Origin of the sequence: Kurthia sp. FSL E2-0154 (assembly GCF_038003625.1) — a bacterium.
In the GTDB taxonomy this organism is placed as follows: domain Bacteria; phylum Bacillota; class Bacilli; order Bacillales_A; family Planococcaceae; genus Kurthia; species Kurthia gibsonii.
Genome location: NZ_JBBOPO010000001.1, coordinates 395,536 through 412,175, shown reverse-complemented (window position 1 = coordinate 412,175; position 16,640 = coordinate 395,536). Strand labels below are relative to the sequence as shown.

At 37.6% G+C, this 16,640-nt stretch carries 17 protein-coding genes; all 17 read right to left on the bottom strand.

The window, feature by feature from the left end:
* Positions 1-10: 10 nt before the first annotated feature.
* The 17 genes from xerC to ffh all read right to left on the bottom strand — a co-directional run bounded on the left by xerC (position 11) and on the right by ffh (position 16,637).
* Positions 11-907 (bottom strand): tyrosine recombinase XerC, encoded by an 897-nt coding sequence (xerC, locus tag MHB75_RS01920; RefSeq protein WP_340995597.1) that lies wholly within the window; start codon positions 905-907, stop codon positions 11-13.
* 263 nt (positions 908-1,170) lie between these two features.
* On the bottom strand, positions 1,171-2,481 hold the full coding sequence (trmFO, locus tag MHB75_RS01915; RefSeq protein WP_068454905.1) for an FADH(2)-oxidizing methylenetetrahydrofolate--tRNA-(uracil(54)-C(5))-methyltransferase TrmFO: 1,311 nt from the start codon (positions 2,479-2,481) through the stop codon (positions 1,171-1,173).
* A gap of 151 nt (positions 2,482-2,632) precedes the next feature.
* Positions 2,633-4,720: a type I DNA topoisomerase gene (gene topA, locus MHB75_RS01910; protein WP_340995594.1), complete on the bottom strand. Its 2,088-nt coding sequence runs from the start codon at positions 4,718-4,720 to the stop codon at positions 2,633-2,635.
* Positions 4,721-4,814: 94 nt separating this feature from the next.
* Complete coding sequence (gene dprA, locus MHB75_RS01905; protein ID WP_340995591.1) at positions 4,815-5,702, bottom strand: DNA-processing protein DprA; 888 nt, start codon at positions 5,700-5,702, stop codon at positions 4,815-4,817.
* A gap of 118 nt (positions 5,703-5,820) precedes the next feature.
* On the bottom strand, positions 5,821-6,723 hold the full coding sequence (sucD, locus tag MHB75_RS01900) for a succinate--CoA ligase subunit alpha (protein ID WP_068454914.1): 903 nt from the start codon (positions 6,721-6,723) through the stop codon (positions 5,821-5,823).
* A gap of 17 nt (positions 6,724-6,740) precedes the next feature.
* Positions 6,741-7,901 (bottom strand): ADP-forming succinate--CoA ligase subunit beta, encoded by a 1,161-nt coding sequence (gene sucC, locus MHB75_RS01895; protein WP_068454917.1) that lies wholly within the window; start codon positions 7,899-7,901, stop codon positions 6,741-6,743.
* 172 nt (positions 7,902-8,073) lie between these two features.
* Positions 8,074-8,352, bottom strand: coding sequence for an EscU/YscU/HrcU family type III secretion system export apparatus switch protein (locus MHB75_RS01890; RefSeq protein ID WP_141272976.1), 279 nt, complete (start codon positions 8,350-8,352; stop codon positions 8,074-8,076).
* Positions 8,349-10,352, bottom strand: coding sequence for a hypothetical protein (locus MHB75_RS01885; protein ID WP_340995585.1), 2,004 nt, complete (start codon positions 10,350-10,352; stop codon positions 8,349-8,351). Before MHB75_RS01885 ends, MHB75_RS01890 begins: the two co-directional genes overlap by 4 nt.
* A gap of 7 nt (positions 10,353-10,359) precedes the next feature.
* Positions 10,360-11,130, bottom strand: a complete 771-nt coding sequence (locus MHB75_RS01880; RefSeq protein ID WP_141272972.1) for a ribonuclease HII — start codon at positions 11,128-11,130, stop codon at positions 10,360-10,362.
* A 104-nt stretch (positions 11,131-11,234) separates the two neighbouring features.
* A complete protein-coding gene (gene ylqF / locus MHB75_RS01875; RefSeq protein WP_068454930.1) occupies positions 11,235-12,089 on the bottom strand; it encodes a ribosome biogenesis GTPase YlqF in 855 nt (284 codons plus the stop codon).
* Positions 12,090-12,105: 16 nt separating this feature from the next.
* Positions 12,106-12,672: a signal peptidase I gene (gene lepB / locus MHB75_RS01870; RefSeq protein ID WP_068454933.1), complete on the bottom strand. Its 567-nt coding sequence runs from the start codon at positions 12,670-12,672 to the stop codon at positions 12,106-12,108.
* A 117-nt stretch (positions 12,673-12,789) separates the two neighbouring features.
* A complete protein-coding gene (rplS, locus tag MHB75_RS01865; protein ID WP_068454936.1) occupies positions 12,790-13,134 on the bottom strand; it encodes a 50S ribosomal protein L19 in 345 nt (114 codons plus the stop codon).
* Positions 13,135-13,270: 136 nt separating this feature from the next.
* The gene (gene trmD, locus MHB75_RS01860) at positions 13,271-14,008 is read right to left on the bottom strand and encodes a tRNA (guanosine(37)-N1)-methyltransferase TrmD (protein WP_141273110.1); all 738 of its coding nucleotides are present in this window, start codon (positions 14,006-14,008) and stop codon (positions 13,271-13,273) included.
* Positions 14,008-14,523, bottom strand: a complete 516-nt coding sequence (rimM, locus tag MHB75_RS01855; protein WP_068454939.1) for a ribosome maturation factor RimM — start codon at positions 14,521-14,523, stop codon at positions 14,008-14,010. Before rimM ends, trmD begins: the two co-directional genes overlap by 1 nt.
* A 63-nt stretch (positions 14,524-14,586) precedes the next feature.
* A complete protein-coding gene (locus MHB75_RS01850; protein ID WP_068454942.1) occupies positions 14,587-14,820 on the bottom strand; it encodes a KH domain-containing protein in 234 nt (77 codons plus the stop codon).
* Positions 14,821-14,852: 32 nt separating this feature from the next.
* Complete coding sequence (gene rpsP, locus MHB75_RS01845) at positions 14,853-15,125, bottom strand: 30S ribosomal protein S16 (protein ID WP_068454945.1); 273 nt, start codon at positions 15,123-15,125, stop codon at positions 14,853-14,855.
* 156 nt (positions 15,126-15,281) lie between these two features.
* Positions 15,282-16,637, bottom strand: a complete 1,356-nt coding sequence (gene ffh / locus MHB75_RS01840) for a signal recognition particle protein (protein WP_141272967.1) — start codon at positions 16,635-16,637, stop codon at positions 15,282-15,284.
* Between the last annotated feature and the right edge of the window lie 3 nt (positions 16,638-16,640).

Sequence of the window (16,640 nt, the reverse complement as noted above, 5' to 3'; positions counted from 1 at the left end):
CCTCGTCATTTTACGCTCTTGGATGAGCGTTCATATAGGTATTGCGAAGATGTTCCTTCGTGACATGGGTGTACACCTGTGTAGATGATAAGCTTGCATGTCCAAGTAGCTCTTGCACTGTACGTAAGTCTGCCCCTTGATTTAATAAATGTGTGGCAAATGTATGACGGATCATGTGTGGATAAATCGTCGTTAATTCTGTTTTTTTTACCATTTCATTCAAAATATATCGTACACCACGAGCAGTCAGTGGCTCACCTCTCATATTAACGAAAAGCGAATCATGTTGCTGTTTCTTCATTAAAATAGGACGCGCATCGGTCACATACAGTTGCAAAGCTTCGTGTGCAAATTGTCCAAAAGGAACATATCGTTCTTTTCTCCCTTTCCCCATTACGCGTAAAATACTTAATGAAAAATCAACATCTTTTAATTGAATCGATGTTAATTCACTTACGCGAATGCCTGTTGCATATAATAACTCCAAAATTGCGAGTTCTCTTTTCTCTTTAGGTGTTTCCCCTTCGTTTGCTTCAAATAGCATTTTCAATTCTTCCTCATAAAAAAAGCGTGGTAGTCGACTTTCTTTTTTAGGATGATAAAGCGATTGGAAAGATGCATCATTCAACTGAAACTCACGGTTTAAAAAGCGAAAGAACGAACGAATAGACGAAATCTTTCGTGAGATTGTCGCCCTTGCTTTTTCTTCGTTGTATAGTTGTGTGACAAACAAACGCGCATGTACATATTCTACTTCTTCTAGCGTAGTTACTTGTTCTTGTTTTAAAAATGAAAAGAATTCTTGTAAGTCTTGTTGATACGCTTCAGATGTTAGAGAAGAATAGTTTTTCTCCAACTGAATATATGTAATAAATTGTTGGAGTGCTTCATGTTGACTAATACGCATTTGAACACCTCATTTTCCATACTTTCTTTTATTTTCGCATTATCAGAAAATAAAAGAAAGTCAAAGCACTTCAAATTATATTGACTATGCTAATTTTCTGTAGATTTACGACGTTTTCGTGAACTGTACTAAAAAAGGACATACCATTAAATAGCACACAAGTCAAAAACACAATAAAAAAGCCTAACAAAGTATATCAACTTTGCTCGGCTTTATCAAATTTTTTTCTAATACAAACAAATGTCCGTACTAGGTGGACTTTTTTACAATTTTTCGGACTCAATGTATGCTTCAATGCTCGCTAAAGCACGTTCAGCATGTTTTTCGCCGCGTTCTTGTTTTGAACGAATTTTTTCACCAAGTGCTGGGAATAAACCGAAGTTTACATTCATTGGTTGGAAGTGTTTTGAATCTGCTTCTGTAATATAGCGCGCCATACTACCAAGCGCTGTTTCGGCAGGAAAGATTTTTAAATCTTGTTCCATTGCCATACGCGCCGCATTAATCCCTGCAATTAGACCACTACCAGCTGACTCTACATATCCTTCAACACCTGTCATTTGACCTGCAAAGAACACGTTCGGTTGTGATTTTAATTGATATGTCGGTGCTAATACTTTTGGTGAGTTGATGAATGTATTACGATGCATGACACCATAACGAACAATTTCAACATTCTCAAGACCCGGAATCATTTGGAATACACGTTTTTGCTCGCCCCATTTTAGATGCGTTTGGAAACCTACTATATTATATAGTGTTCCAGCTGCGTCATCTTGACGAAGTTGAACAACGGCATGTGGACGTTTGCCCGTTTTAGGATCTTCTAAACCTACTGGCTTCATTGGACCAAATAGCATCGTTTTCGGACCACGTGCTGCCATTACTTCAATTGGCATACACCCTTCAAAATACTTCTCTTTTTCAAATTCTTTTAAAGGTGCTACTTCTGCTTCAATTAAAGCTTGTTGGAAAGCATTAAATTCTTCTTCGTTCATTGGGCAGTTTAGGTATGCTGCCTCGCCTTTATCATAGCGTGATTTTAAATACACTTTATCCATATCAATGCTATCTTTTTCAATGATTGGAGCTGCTGCATCATAAAAGTATAGATAGTCTTGTCCTGTCGCCTCTTGAATAGATTTTGCAAGTTCTGGTGATGTTAACGGACCTGTTGCAATTACGGTAATACCATCTTTCGGAATCTCAGTTACTTCCTCATGAATCACTTCAACAAGCGGGTGATTTTTCACTTTTTCTGTTACATAGCCAGCAAACTCATGACGGTCAACTGCTAAAGCGCCACCTGCTGGTACTGAACAAGAATCTGCTGCTTCGATAATAATTGAATCAAGTTTACGCATTTCTTCTTTAATTACGCCAACTGCATTTGTTAAGTTATTTGCGCGCAATGAGTTTGAACATACAAGCTCTGCGAATTTATCTGTATGATGTGCCGGTGTTTGTTTTACTGGACGCATCTCATAAAGTTTTACTTGAATACCACGTTTGGCAATTTGCCATGCTGCTTCACTACCTGCTAAACCAGCACCAATTACATTTACATATGTCATGGATTGTACGACCTACTTTCTCTACTTCTTAAAATAAAATGTTCTTGCTTACTGTATCATAAAAATAGCTTAGCTTGAAAGTGTTATTTACGCGAAAGATTGTTTCCAGCATAGAAAAAGAAGCCGTTTAAAAACGACTCCTTCATTTGTTTTATTGTGTCGGTTCTTCTTTGTAGTCACAAGACGTACATTGAATTTGAACACCTTTTTTGATTTTCTTTTCAACAAGCATTTCGTTACATTTTGGACATGGACGACTGATTGGTTTATCCCATGATACAAAGTCACAGTCCGGATAACGATTGCAACCATAGAAGATACGTTTTGTTTTGCTCTTACGCTCAACAATTTCGCCTTCTTTACATGTTGGACATTTCACACCAATTTCCTTCACAATCGCTTTTGTGTTACGACATTCTGGGAAGTTGCTACATGCCATGAACTTACCGTATCGACCTAATTTGAATACCATCGGATGACCACATAGTTCACAGTCTTCCCCTGCAGGTTCATCTTTAATTTCGACTTTTTCCATTGCTACTTCCGCATGTTTCAAGTCTTTTTCAAATTCTTTGTAGAATGCATCAATGACTTCTACCCACTGCTTTTTTCCTTCTTCAATTAAGTCTAAATCATTCTCCATCTTCGCTGTAAATTCAATATTCACAATGTCTGAGAAGAATTCAAGCACTAGACTATGCACAATTTCACCTAGCTCTGTTGGTACAAAGCGCTTTGTTTCAAGTGTGACATAACCACGCTTTTGAATCGTATCTAATGTTGGTGCATACGTAGATGGACGCCCTATACCTAGCTCTTCTAACGTTTTAACAAGACGTGCCTCTGAAAAACGTGGTGGTGGCTGCGTGAAATGTTGTTTCGGTTCAATTTCAACCGTTTTAACAAGATCGCCTTGTTCCATCGGTGGTAATAACTTATCTTTAGATTTTTCTTCTTTTTGGTCATCTGAACCTTCGATATATACTTTCATGAAACCTGGGAATTTCACTTGTGAACCAGTTGCACGGAATAGTAAATCACCGTTTTGTAAGTCCGCTGTTACTGTATCTAATACAGCAGAAGCCATTTGACTGGCGATGAATCGTTCCCAAATTAAACGGTATAAACGAAGTTGGTCACGAGATAAAACTGTTTTTAATGTATCCGGATGACGCATTGTTGATGTTGGACGAATCGCTTCATGGGCATCCTGTGCCTTTTCAGATTTTTTCGCTTGTTGTTCAACAGGTGTTGTATATTCTTCACCATAATTTTCGAGAATGTATTCATGCGCTTCTTTTTTCGCTGTTTCTGAAATACGCGTTGAGTCTGTACGCATATAGGTAATTAACCCGACAATGCCACCTGCTTTTTTACCAAGGTCAATTCCTTCGTATAATTGCTGTGCTAACATCATCGTTTTCTTTGCTCTAAAGTTTAATTTACGCGCTGCTTCTTGTTGTAAAGAAGAGGTTGTAAATGACGGCGCTGCATTACGCTTACGCTCACGCTTTAGAACTTTTGCTACTTCAAAATCTTCACCTTTGATTTGTTTTAATATGTTTTGAACTTCGGCTTCATTTGTTAATTTAATTTTATCGCTTGTCGTACCATAGAATGCTGCATCGAATACTTTTTTGCCTTTTTCAAAAGAAGCTTCGATTGACCAATATTCTTCTGGTTGGAAGTTTTTAATTTCGTTTTCGCGGTCAATAATCAGACGCAGTGCAATTGATTGAACACGACCTGCTGACAAACCTTTTTTGACTTTCTTCCATAGTAAAGGACTAATATTATATCCAACAAGACGGTCTAAAATACGACGTGCTTGTTGTGCATCAACTAAGTCTAAATCGATTGGACGTGGATGTTTGAATGATTCTTTGATTGCATCTTTTGTAATCTCATTAAAAACAACGCGACAATCTGATTCAATATCAATATTTAAAGCAGTTGCTAAATGCCAAGCAATCGCTTCTCCTTCGCGGTCTGGATCGGCTGCGAGATAGATTTTTTTTGCTTTTTTAGCAGCTGTTTTTAATTCCTGTAAGACAGGGCCTTTGCCTCGAATTGTAATATAACGCGGTTCATAGTTGTTCTCTGTATCAATTCCTGTTTGGCTACGTGGTAAATCACGCACATGACCAATGGAAGCTTTTACTTTATATTTTTTTCCTAAATATCGCTCGATTGTTTTTGCTTTTGCGGGCGATTCCACTATAACTAAATAATCCGACATGTGTTTGCCCCCTTGTAGAGGTGAAGTTTCATATTTTGAAAACAATTACCTGTTGCAAAATGTATAACAGAAAATCAAGTTTTGCAACCATTTTTCATTTTCGTGATGAATTATTCTTCATTTCTTCTATTATTTGTTGCCCATGTAAAACAGGCGTTGCGCCCTCATATATCAACTTATTCGGACCTGCAGAGAGGGGGGAGAAAATATCTCCAGGAACTGAAAAAATATTTCTACCGTGATCCAAACCATATTCAACTGTACTCATTGTTCCACTCTTTAATTCTGCTTCAGTTAGTACAATACCATCACTTAATCCACTAATGATGCGATTTCTTTTCGGAAACTGCCACTTTTGAGGTGGCATATGCGGTGGATATTCTGTTAAAACGAGATGATTTTTTTCCATTTCTAGCTGCAATGTTTTATGTTCCCTCGGATAGTGATAATGTAAACCATTTCCTAAAACAGCTATAGTATTGCCTAAATGAGCGATTGTTGTCTCATGAGCCATTCTATCTGCCCCTCTCGCTAAACCGCTTACAATCGCGATATTTTGCGAAATAAGGGGTGGTATGATAGCTGTTAAACATTTTTGTGAATAATTGGTAGCTTTTCTTGAACCAACTATAGCGACTTTTTGATATTTTTGCAATAACGTTATGTCACCTTTACAGTAAAGCATCGCGGGTGGATCATACACATCTAGTAAAGAAATAGGATAGTGTTCATTATAAAATGGGATTGGGACTATCTGCTGTTTTGCATAAAAAGCATGCCAGTCTGTTTGGTAAACTTGATGGAACTCTGCATGAAGTTGTATTGCTTGTTTTAATGTAATTTGAAAATAGTATGCAAGTTGTGAGGGTTTCATATGAGGGAGGGTTTCAAGTTCTGGATCTACTTGTAATAGGGGGTACAAGCGATTCAGTGGGTACTGACGCACATAATGTAGTGCGTGAAGTGCCGCGTCAAATTGCATGGTATTCGCCTCCTCTTCATATAAAGATGACCTGATTTCTAGCAATGAAAAACAGGAACCGCTTGCGCAAGATTCCTGTTTACTCCTAGCTAAAATAACTAGCTCATCTATTTATATCTTAATGTGTTTTACACTTTTCGTATAGACCTTTTTCTTTGATAACTTTAATAAATGTTTCACCAATTGCTGCTGGTGTTGGTGCAACTTCAATACCTGCTTCATTTAAAGCCTTGATTTTGTCAGCTGCTGTACCTTTACCACCTGAGATAATCGCGCCTGCGTGACCCATACGTTTTCCTGGAGGTGCTGTTTGACCACCGATGAAACCGACAACTGGTTTAGTCATGTGATTTTTAACGAATTCAGCTGCTTCTTCCTCAGCTGTACCGCCAATCTCACCAATCATTACAACACCATATGTTTCTGGATCTTCTTCAAATGCTTTTAAAACATCTACAAAGTTTGTACCGTTTACTGGGTCTCCACCAATACCAACTGCTGTCGTTTGGCCAATTCCAGCTTCAGTTAATTGATGTACTGCTTCATACGTTAATGTACCAGAACGAGATACAACACCTACATGACCTTTTGTATGGATGTATCCTGGCATAATACCGATTTTACACTCATCTGCTGTAATAACACCTGGGCAGTTTGGTCCGATTAAACGTGTTTTCTTGCCTTCCATATAACGTTTCACTTTTACCATATCGATTACAGGAATATGTTCTGTAATACAGATCACCATATCTAATTCTGCATCTACAGCTTCTAAAATTGCATCTGCTGCGAATGGTGCTGGTACATAGATTACGGATACGTTTGCACCAGTTTCTGCAACTGCATCTGAAACCGTATTGAATACCGGAACACCTTCAACTACTGTACCTGCTTTACCTGGTGTAACACCAGCTACAATTTTTGTTCCATATTCAAGCATTTGCTTCGTATGGAAAAGAGCTGTAGAGCCTGTAATCCCTTGAACTAACACTTTTGTATCTTTATCAATAAAAATAGCCATTTTATAGTCCGCCTCTCTTATCCAACAAGTTTTACGATTTTTTCTGCGCCATCTGCTAACGATGAAGCTGCAGTAATATTTAAGCCTGATTCATTTAGAATTTCTTTACCTTTTGTTACGTTTGTACCTTCTAAACGCACAACAAGCGGTACTTCTAAGCCTAATTCTGAAGCTGCTTTTACTACACCTTCAGCAATTACGTCACACTTCATAATCCCACCAAAGATATTAACGAAAATACCTTTAACTTGTTGGTCAGAAAGGATAATTTTAAATGCTTCTTTTACTTTTTCAGCAGAAGCACCGCCCCCAACGTCCAAGAAGTTAGCCGGTGAACCACCGTAGTAACTAATTGTATCCATAGTAGCCATAGCTAAACCAGCACCATTTACCATACAACCAATGTTACCATCTAATGCGATGTAACTTAAATCGTATTTTGATGCTTCAATTTCCTTTTCATCTTCTTCATCGTAGTCACGTAACTCAACGATATCTTTATGACGGTATAATGCGTTGCTATCAAAGTTAAATTTCGCATCTAATGCGATTACCTCATCATCACCTGTTACAGCAAGTGGGTTAATTTCTAAAATTGATGCATCTTTATCAATGAATGCTTCGTAAATACCAAGCATTAATTTCACAGCTTTATTTACTAGGTGTTTTGGAATGTTGATATTGAACGCTAAACGACGTGCTTGGAAACCTGTTAAACCTACCACTGGATCAATTACTTCTGTGAAGATTTTTTCTGGTGTTTCTTCAGCAACTTCTTCTATGTTCATACCGCCTTCTTCGGAACCCATTAATGTAACGCGTGATGTTTGACGGTCTACGACTAAACTTAAGTAATATTCTTTCTTAATGTCTGAACCTTCTTCAACATACAGTCGTTTCACTTCTTTACCTTGTGGACCTGTTTGATGGGTTACAAGAACTTTTCCTAATAACTCTTTTGCATAAGCACGTACTTCTTCAAGGTTGCGCGCAATCTTAACGCCGCCTGCTTTACCTCGACCCCCCGCATGTATCTGAGCTTTTACTACCATAACATCTGAGCTCAGTTCTTTCGCCACATTCACTGCTTCCTCTGGAGAAAAAGCTACGCGTCCTTTCGGAACCGCCACCCCGTATTGGCGAAGAATTTCTTTACCTTGATATTCATGGATATTCATCAAATTGCCTCCCATCTCAATTGTAAAGCATTGCTACTTCTTCTCCATTGTATTAAATATTCAAAAAGTTGTCCACAATCTATTTTATACTAAAATATCATTCGATATACGTCTTTTTTCTAAGTTAATGTAAAAAAACACTGATTTTCGCATAAAAAATCAGTGTTTTTTTTTATTTATTTTTACCATTTATTTGGTCTATTTTGTAAATAAATACAAATACTTCCGCTACAGCTTGATACAGTTCTTCAGGGATAGATTCGTTTAGATTTAACTGTCCTAATAACTGTACTAGATTTGGATCCTCTTGAATTGGCACACCACTTTCTTGTGCTTTGTTCAAAATAGAGTCCGCAACAAGCCCCTTTCCCTTCGCAATGACTTTTGGTGCTTCTGATTGTTCAGGATTAAATGATAAGGCGACAGCTTCTTTACGATTTTCTTTTTTCATATTCTAAAGTCGACCCCTCCATCTTCACTTTTGCCGATGATTTTCGACTGTTGTTTAACAGTTGGTTTAGGCTCATCAAACTTTTTCAGAAAAACACCTGAAAGGCGATAATCTTGCTCTGCTAATCGAGCCTTTAACACCTCTTTTAAAGGGTCAATTATCCCTTGACTTTGCTGATTTTCAGTATAAATATTTAGCGTCACAACGCGACTTTGCACTTGCATATCTATAACCGTTTCATGCAGATTTTCAAGATGTAAATAGAACATAATTCGTGCAAAATTTGAGTCTATTTTCCCATCCTTATTCTTGCTTCCTGACCACTGTAATGTCGCATCAATTCGTTTTCCGAAGAATTGTAATGGGATTTGCATAACGATTTGTTGCTGTTGTCCTTGATCCATTGACAGTAATTGTTGTCCATTCATACGTCCAATTACTTGCTCTGCTAAATTTCTTGTCGAATTTGTGACATTTTCATGGACAAGGGCATGCATGAGTGATTTCAATGTCGATGAGAGCTGCGCCTGCTCTGGGTTCGATTGTAAAATGTTCGCTTCAAGACTCAATCCAAGCTCACTTAATGTCTTTTTCATGGAAGCTTGTACAGCATGTCCAGATAATTGAGTCATTTGCAGATTTTCAACATCCTGTAACATTTGCTGTGCAAAAGGTGTCGATTGTTGCTGCAATGTACGTGTTAGGTTTTGCATAAGTGAACTTAACTGGTCTTTTGAAACGCCTAATAATTGGCTTAATTGGTTCGTTGCTTCTTCTGTAGGTTGTAAACCAACTTGTGTTGAAAAAGCAGTTACAAGCGCTTTAAAGACGTTTTCAGCCCCATTCTTCTGCACTTGTCCTAATTGTGCAATCACTTCTTGTTTTTGTTGCATTGTTAAAGTTGGATTCTCTGCAACAGCAGTGGCTAATTTTTGAATAATCGCTGGTTGCGTTTCAGCTGTTACGTTTTTCAGTTGGCTCATCAACTGAGGAATACTCTCCTTCACGCTTGCTAATTGTGTTGTAACTTCTTGAATAACTTGTGCTTGATTCGATGCATTTGGCGCTAATTGCATACGCGTAATTGCCTGCTGAATCGCTTGTTGTTGATCTTTTGTTAGCATTGGATGCTGTTGAATCGCTTGTGACAAGTTTTGCAAATTCTCTTTCGTCATTGATTTTTGTAATAATTGACGAATGGCTTCATTCGATTCCATCTTAAATTGCTGAAATAACTGTTTTACAATGTCAGTCGTCTCCGCTTTTACTCCAACACCCGCTTGTTGTAAAATTTGCCCTGCTTCTGGTGTGTTACTGCCAAGTAATTTTCCAAGTACAATATTTCCAGTTTGTTCACTTAAAGGTGACTTCAACCGTGCCAACTGTTGTAAGATTGCTTCTTTTAATTGAGGTGCTAATTGTGCATCTAGTCGAATTGATTGCTCTAAATTTCCCAGTAAATTTGTAAAACCACCTTTTAAACTACCTTCCATAACTGCTTGTAAACTTGTTGATGTCATGGGTAGTTTCAATTCAATCATCTTTTGTAAAGCATCCAATGCTTGAGATCTTTCAGCACCATTTGCACCTTTTAATAATTGTTCCGCTGCTATTAACTGCTCTTTATTAAATGGAATATTATTTTTAACTAATTGTGACACAATTTGTTGCATCTCTTTTGTTTGTGGCAATTTCATCGTATCAATCATTTGTTTAGTTTGATCCATTAAGGATGCTTTTGCATCAACTGGACCACTAACCATTTTTAACGTTAAATCGGGCGTTGTTGCGGTTACTTGAAAGAAATGTGTGTTCCCTGCTTGCATTGGTGTTTCAAGTTTCGCCACCATCTTCTGACCGCCAATATTAATTTCAGCTTGTTGATTTGGATACAATTTTTTAATAGTTCCATGTAAGACTTGTCCTTCTTGCATCGAAACAGGTTGTGCAGCAGTCGCAGTTCCTTGAATTTGCCCTACATTCACACCGGATAGATTCATAGTTCCCTCACTCCTTTTGCAACATCGATTTAATCGGTTCAAATGTTTTACGATGAATCGGTGTCACACCTAATTGTTGAATGGCTTCTAGATGTTGTTTTGTGCCATAACCCGCATGTTTCGCAAATCCATAGCCTGGATACTTTTCATCCATTTGTTCCATATAATGATCCCGCGCGGTTTTCGCTAAAATAGAAGCTGCAGCAATCGATAAACTTTTCGCGTCTCCTTTAATAACCGATTCTTGTGGAATTGCAATATCCAATGTCATCGCATCGGCTAATACAAAATCGGGTTGAATCGATAAACCTTCAATCGATGCCTTCATTGATTGTCTTGTCGCTTCGTAAATGTTCAGTGTATCAATTGCTTTTTCTGATTGAAAGTGAATATAACTTGCAAGAGCATGTTCTTCAATAAGTCGCATAAATTGTTCCCTTTTTTCAAGTGACAATTGTTTCGAATCGTTTAAACCCAGTAATGCATCACATTTTGCTGGTAAAATAACAGCCGCAGTCACAACAGGTCCTGCTAGTGGCCCACGACCTGCTTCATCCGTTCCTGCAATGTATGATCCTTCATGTGTACGATAGGCATCATCAAATTGAATTTTCGCTTCATGCTCTTGTTGTAGCTTCTCTCTTTTTTCTTGCTGACGTTTCCAAGATTGCAGTGCTTTCTTTACACCTTCTCGTTCATCTTGTTCAAGTTCCGTCATCCATTCTTGCCATGTATGTTCTTGTGCTAACGCTTCTTTAATCGCTTTAATTGTCTTCATCTAATTCCCTCTCATCTAACTTTTCTATCGGTTCTTTTTCTTATTTTTATATAAAAAAACTGCCCTCTCGCTTTATTATAGCGAAAGAACAGCCTTAGATTGCATTATTCATAATCTTCGACGAAATCGAATGTTAACTTTCCTAAATGCTCATTACGAATATCGCGTACAATTAATTCTGATACTTGATCATAGTCGATTTCTCCACCTGCTGCTTTTACATTACGTAAACGTCCGATATGATCGAATGTCTCCACCACTTCTTCTGCAACAGTTGTAATTTTATAGCGTTCTTCTAAACGAGTTGGATAGTATTTTTCTAAGAAACGTAATCCATAAATCGCTAAATCATCCATGTTCGTAATCGTATCTTTAATCGCGCCTGTCAAAGCTAGCTTATAACCTACTTCTTGGTCTTCAAACTTCGGCCATAAAATCCCTGGTGTATCAAGTAATTCAAGTTCTTTTTCAACTTTAATCCATTGTTGTGAACGCGTCACACCTGGTGTATTACCTGTTCTTGCGATATTTTTCTTCGCTAAACGGTTAATCATTGTAGATTTACCAACGTTCGGAATCCCAACAATCATCGCACGAATAGCACGTGTTTTTAAACCTTTTGCACGCATACGATCCCATTTCGGCTTCAATACTGCTTCTGCTGCCTTTACAACACGCTTTAAACCTTTTGAATCAAGCGAATTGACCGCAACAACATGATGTCCTTTATCTGTGAAATATTGGACCCAACGCTTTGTTTGTACTTCATCAGCCATATCTGCTTTATTCAAAATAAGTAAACGATTTTTTTGGTGAATAATATCATCTAGCATTGGATTACGTGATGACATCGGTAAACGCGCATCGATTAGTTCAAATACGATATCGACTAGCTTTAAATTTTCTGTTACTTGACGGCGAGCTTTCGCCATATGCCCTGGGAACCATTGAATGGTCATTCTCTCACTCCTACATCTATTTCACTAAGCCAAATTGATCGAGTGGCCAGAAAACGATACTCGCCTTACCAATAATTTTGTTCTCTGGAATGAGTCCGATATGTCGACTATCTTTACTATTACGTCGATTATCACCCATTACAAATACATATCCTTCTGGTACTCTGTCTTTTTGTACATAGTCTTGTAATTGAAAATCTTCTGTTAATGTGCCACCATCTTGAATGGCTTTTTTAAATTGTTGTAAATAAGGTTCATCGATCGCCTTACCATTCCGATATAATACATCATTTTTGTATTCAATCGTATCACCCGGCAAACCAATTACACGCTTAATATAATCTCTTTTCTCCGGAGCGTGGAAAACGACAATATCACTATGATGAATATCGGAAATCTTGTAAGAAACTTTATTCACAACCATTCGATCACCACTGTGTAAAGTAGGCATCATCGACTCCCCATCTACGACAATCGGTGTAAATAGCACATAACGAATGAAGGCTGCTAATGCAAAAGCGATAATTAAAGCTTTCGTCCATTCCCATAGTTCATTCTTTTCTTTCTTTTGTTTCGTTTCCATAGCGCGCCTCCCTCTACATTCTATACTCATTGTACAAGGATTTCTTTTTACAGGCAAAAAGAAAAGCACTACCCAAAAGAAATCAATTGGATAGTACTCTCTTTAACAGCTAAGAAATTAGCGAATTTCTTTGATACGAGCTGCTTTACCACGTAGGTTACGTAGGTAGTATAGTTTCGCACGACGTACTTTACCGCGACGAGTAACTGTTAAGCTAGCGATTTTTGGTGTATGTACAGGGAATGTACGTTCTACACCAACACCGTAAGAAATTTTACGTACTGTGAAAGTTTCGCTAATACCGCCACCACGACGTTTGATTACAACACCTTCGTATTTTTGGATACGTTCGCGAGTACCCTCAACGATTTTAACGTCGATGCTTACAGTATCACCAGCACGGAATGCAGGGATGTCTGTACGTAATTGATCTTTAGTAATTTCTGTAATAATGTTTGACATTTTATTCTCTCCTTAGACAGATGCTCTTATAGATCGCTCTTGGTTGCTACAGCGGAACATCGTAATACGGCATTCCTCATAGGAAATGCATTTTAAATACTATCATACTTCAATGTCGCTTGCAAGCTAATATACTTTACAGCTTTGAATTATTTTTTAATTGTTTTAAATAAGTTTGCTGCTCTTTTGTTAATTCAACGTGTTCAAGCAAATCTGGGCGACGTTCAAACGTTCTTTTCAATGATTGCTCCATACGCCATTGTTCAATTTTCGCATGATTCCCTGACATTAATACATCTGGGACTTTCATGCCGCGAAAATCTGCAGGACGCGTATAGTGCGGATGCTCAAGTAATCCTGTTGAGAACGAATCATTTACGTGAGAAGCTTCTTGTCCTAAAACCCCTGGAAGGAGGCGTACGACGCTATCAATAACCGTCATAGCGGCTAATTCGCCACCTGTTAAGACAAAATCACCAATCGAGATTTCATCGGTTACAAGGTACTCTCGAATGCGCTCATCATAGCCTTCATAGTGACCACATAAAAAGATCAAATCTTCTTCCTTAGCCAATTCTTCTGCTTTCTTTTGATCGTAACGCTCACCTTGCGGACACATTAAAATAATGCGTGGCTTTTTCCCTTGTGCGACTAAATCTTCTACTGCATGGAAAAGAGGTTCTGGCTTCAGCACCATTCCCGCACCACCGCCATAAGGATAATCATCTACTTGATTATGCTTATTTTGTGAGAAAGAACGAAAATCTGTCACATTCATTTGTACAGCGCCTTTTTCTTGTGCTTTCTTTAGAATAGACGAACCGAAAACACCCTCAAACATATCAGGGAATAATGATAATACATGGATATTCATCATGATAATAAGCCATCCATCAGTTCAATTGTAATACGTTTTTCATCGACATCGACTTCTTTCACAACATCTAAAATGACAGGGATATAATGCATTTTTCCATTTACACCTTTAACTGTCCAAACATCGTTTGCACCTGTTTGAAGAATCTCTGTAATCTCACCAATCTCATTATCTTCTTCATCGAATACCGTACAACCTACGATTTCGTGATAGTAAAACTCATCATCACCAAGATCATCTAAATATTTTTCGTGAATTTTTAATTCCGAACCTTTGAATTTTTCTACATCTTGGATGAATGGATATCCTTCAAATGTCAGTAAGATAAAGTTTTTATGCGCACGTGCAGAAGCAACTTTTACGATTGTTGGTTTTTTTTCACCTGGAATAAAAATACCTAATTCTGCGCCTACTTCGTAACGTTCTTCTGGGAAGTCTGTTTGCGAAATGACACGTACCTCACCACGAATACCATGTGTATTGACGATTTTTCCTACGTTAAACCATTCCATTGGATACACCTCTTTTAATTTTTTAAACAAAAAAGGAAGGAACATAAGCTCCCTCCTTTTCTGCTAATCTTGAATATCGACGTATGTCTTCTTCATGCGGTGACTGCTTGCGGCTGAGTAAACAATTGCACGAATTGCTTTTGCAACGCTACCTTGTTTGCCAATGACCTTTCCGACATCACGAGGATTTACAGAAAGCTTATAAACAATTCGATTCGAACTCTCTTGAACAGTAATGTTCACATCATCCGGAAAATCGACTAAAGGTTTTACGATTGTTTCGATCAGTTGTTCCACAAATGTCACCCCCGATTATTTAAAAAGTAATATTAGTTACCTTTTTTTGAGTTATGGAATTTTTCCATGATTCCTTGTTTTGAGAACAAGTTACGTACTGTATCTGATGGTTTCGCACCGTTACCTAACCAAGCTAAAGCTTTAGCTTCGTCGATTTTAACTTCCTCAGGAGAAGTTAATGGATTGAAAGTACCGATTGTTTCGATCGAACGACCGTCACGTGGTGAACGTGAATCAGCAACTACGATACGGTAGAAAGGAGCTTTGTTAGCACCCATACGTTTTAAACGAATTTTAACTGCCATGTTTATTTTGCACCTCCGAATAAGTTTCACACAAGATAGTATAATATCAAGCTTTCGATTGTTTGTAAAGTGTTTATTCTTAACACACATTATTTTACCTTAAATCAAATGAAATTACAATAGCTTGTAAAGTATTTTTTCTTAACACACTTTATTTTATTTAAATAATGAATCCATTCCTGGCAATTTGAACTTTTTCTTATTCTTAGTCGACATACCTGTCATTTGCTTCATCATTTTTTTCATTTCATCAAATTGCTTAATAAGACGATTTACTTCTTGAACCGTACAACCTGAACCTTTTGCAATACGCTTTTTGCGACTTGCGTTAATAATTTCAGGGTTTGTTTTTTCTGCAATCGTCATCGATTGAATGATGGCTTCGATATGATCAATTTGTTTATCATCAAAATTAATATTATCTAAGCCCTTCATTTTATTCACACCTGGAATCATTTTTAAGATATCTTCCAATGGTCCCATTTTTTTCACTTGCGCCATTTGCTCTAGGAAATCATCGAATGTAAAAGTTTGTGTTTTAAACTTTTCTTCTAATTCTTTTGCTTTATCTTCATCTACTTGTGCCTGCGCTTTTTCGATTAATGATAAAACATCACCCATACCTAAAATACGTGATGCCATACGCTCTGGGTGGAATGTTTCAAGCGCATCCATTTTTTCGCCCATACCAACAAATTTAATCGGTTTTTCAGTTACTGTACGAATAGATAACGCCGCACCACCACGTGTATCACCGTCTAATTTTGTTAAAACAACACCTGTGATGCCAACTGCTTCATTAAAGCTATTCGCAACGTTGACAGCATCTTGACCTGTCATTGCATCCACAACTAAGAAGATTTCGTCTGGCTCTTTTAAAGCGCGGATATCTTTTAGTTCTTGCATGAGATTTTCATCAATGTGTAAGCGACCAGCTGTATCAATAATCACAACATCGAGATGTTCTTCTTTAGCGTGTTCTAATGCTTCTTTGGCAATATCAACTGGTGATACTTCTGTACCTTTTTGGAATACAGGAATACCTAATTGCTTACCTAGTGTCTCTAATTGCTTTACAGCTGCTGGACGATAAATATCGGCTGCTACAAGCAACGGTTTTTTATTGTATTTTTTGCGTAATAGATTTGCTAATTTACCTGTAGTTGTTGTTTTACCAGCACCTTGTAAACCGACCATCATAATAACAGTGGGTGGTTTCGTCGCAAATTTAACAAGGCTTTGTTCGCCACCCATTAAATTCGTCAATTCATCTTGTACAATTTTAATAACTTGTTGACCTGGTGTTAAACTTTTCATGACGTCTTGACCAATTGCACGTTCACTTACAGTTTTAACAAATTGTTTTACTACTTTTAAGTTAACATCGGCTTCGATTAAAGCGAAACGAACTTCGCGCATCATTTCTTTAACGTCTTGTTCGTTAATTTTACCCTTCCCTTTAATCTTTTGAATCGTACTTTGGAGTCGCTCTGCTAAACCCTCAAAAGCCATAAT

Excerpts from the sequence above, each read along its gene's own strand:
- sucC (WP_068454917.1), bottom strand. The coding sequence starts at position 7,901 with ATGAATATCCATGAATATCAAGGTAAAGAAATTCTTCGCCAATACGGG.
- ffh (WP_141272967.1), bottom strand. The coding sequence starts at position 16,637 with ATGGCTTTTGAGGGTTTAGCAGAGCGACTCCAAAGTACGATTCAAAAG.
- xerC (WP_340995597.1), bottom strand. The coding sequence starts at position 907 with ATGCGTATTAGTCAACATGAAGCACTCCAACAATTTATTACATATATT.
- rimM (WP_068454939.1), bottom strand. The coding sequence starts at position 14,523 with ATGGAATGGTTTAACGTAGGAAAAATCGTCAATACACATGGTATTCGT.
- trmD (WP_141273110.1), bottom strand. The coding sequence starts at position 14,008 with ATGAATATCCATGTATTATCATTATTCCCTGATATGTTTGAGGGTGTT.
- topA (WP_340995594.1), bottom strand. The coding sequence starts at position 4,720 with ATGTCGGATTATTTAGTTATAGTGGAATCGCCCGCAAAAGCAAAAACA.
- dprA (WP_340995591.1), bottom strand. The coding sequence starts at position 5,702 with ATGCAATTTGACGCGGCACTTCACGCACTACATTATGTGCGTCAGTAC.
- trmFO (WP_068454905.1), bottom strand. The coding sequence starts at position 2,481 with ATGACATATGTAAATGTAATTGGTGCTGGTTTAGCAGGTAGTGAAGCA.
- MHB75_RS01890 (WP_141272976.1), bottom strand. The coding sequence starts at position 8,352 with ATGAAAAAAGAAAATCGTAAAGAAGCTGTCGCCTTATCATTTAATCCT.
- lepB (WP_068454933.1), bottom strand. The coding sequence starts at position 12,672 with ATGGAAACGAAACAAAAGAAAGAAAAGAATGAACTATGGGAATGGACG.
- MHB75_RS01880 (WP_141272972.1), bottom strand. The coding sequence starts at position 11,130 with ATGAAGACAATTAAAGCGATTAAAGAAGCGTTAGCACAAGAACATACA.
- rpsP (WP_068454945.1), bottom strand. The coding sequence starts at position 15,125 with ATGGCAGTTAAAATTCGTTTAAAACGTATGGGTGCTAACAAAGCTCCT.
- sucD (WP_068454914.1), bottom strand. The coding sequence starts at position 6,723 with ATGGCTATTTTTATTGATAAAGATACAAAAGTGTTAGTTCAAGGGATT.
- MHB75_RS01885 (WP_340995585.1), bottom strand. The coding sequence starts at position 10,352 with ATGAATCTATCCGGTGTGAATGTAGGGCAAATTCAAGGAACTGCGACT.
- ylqF (WP_068454930.1), bottom strand. The coding sequence starts at position 12,089 with ATGACCATTCAATGGTTCCCAGGGCATATGGCGAAAGCTCGCCGTCAA.
- rplS (WP_068454936.1), bottom strand. The coding sequence starts at position 13,134 with ATGTCAAACATTATTACAGAAATTACTAAAGATCAATTACGTACAGAC.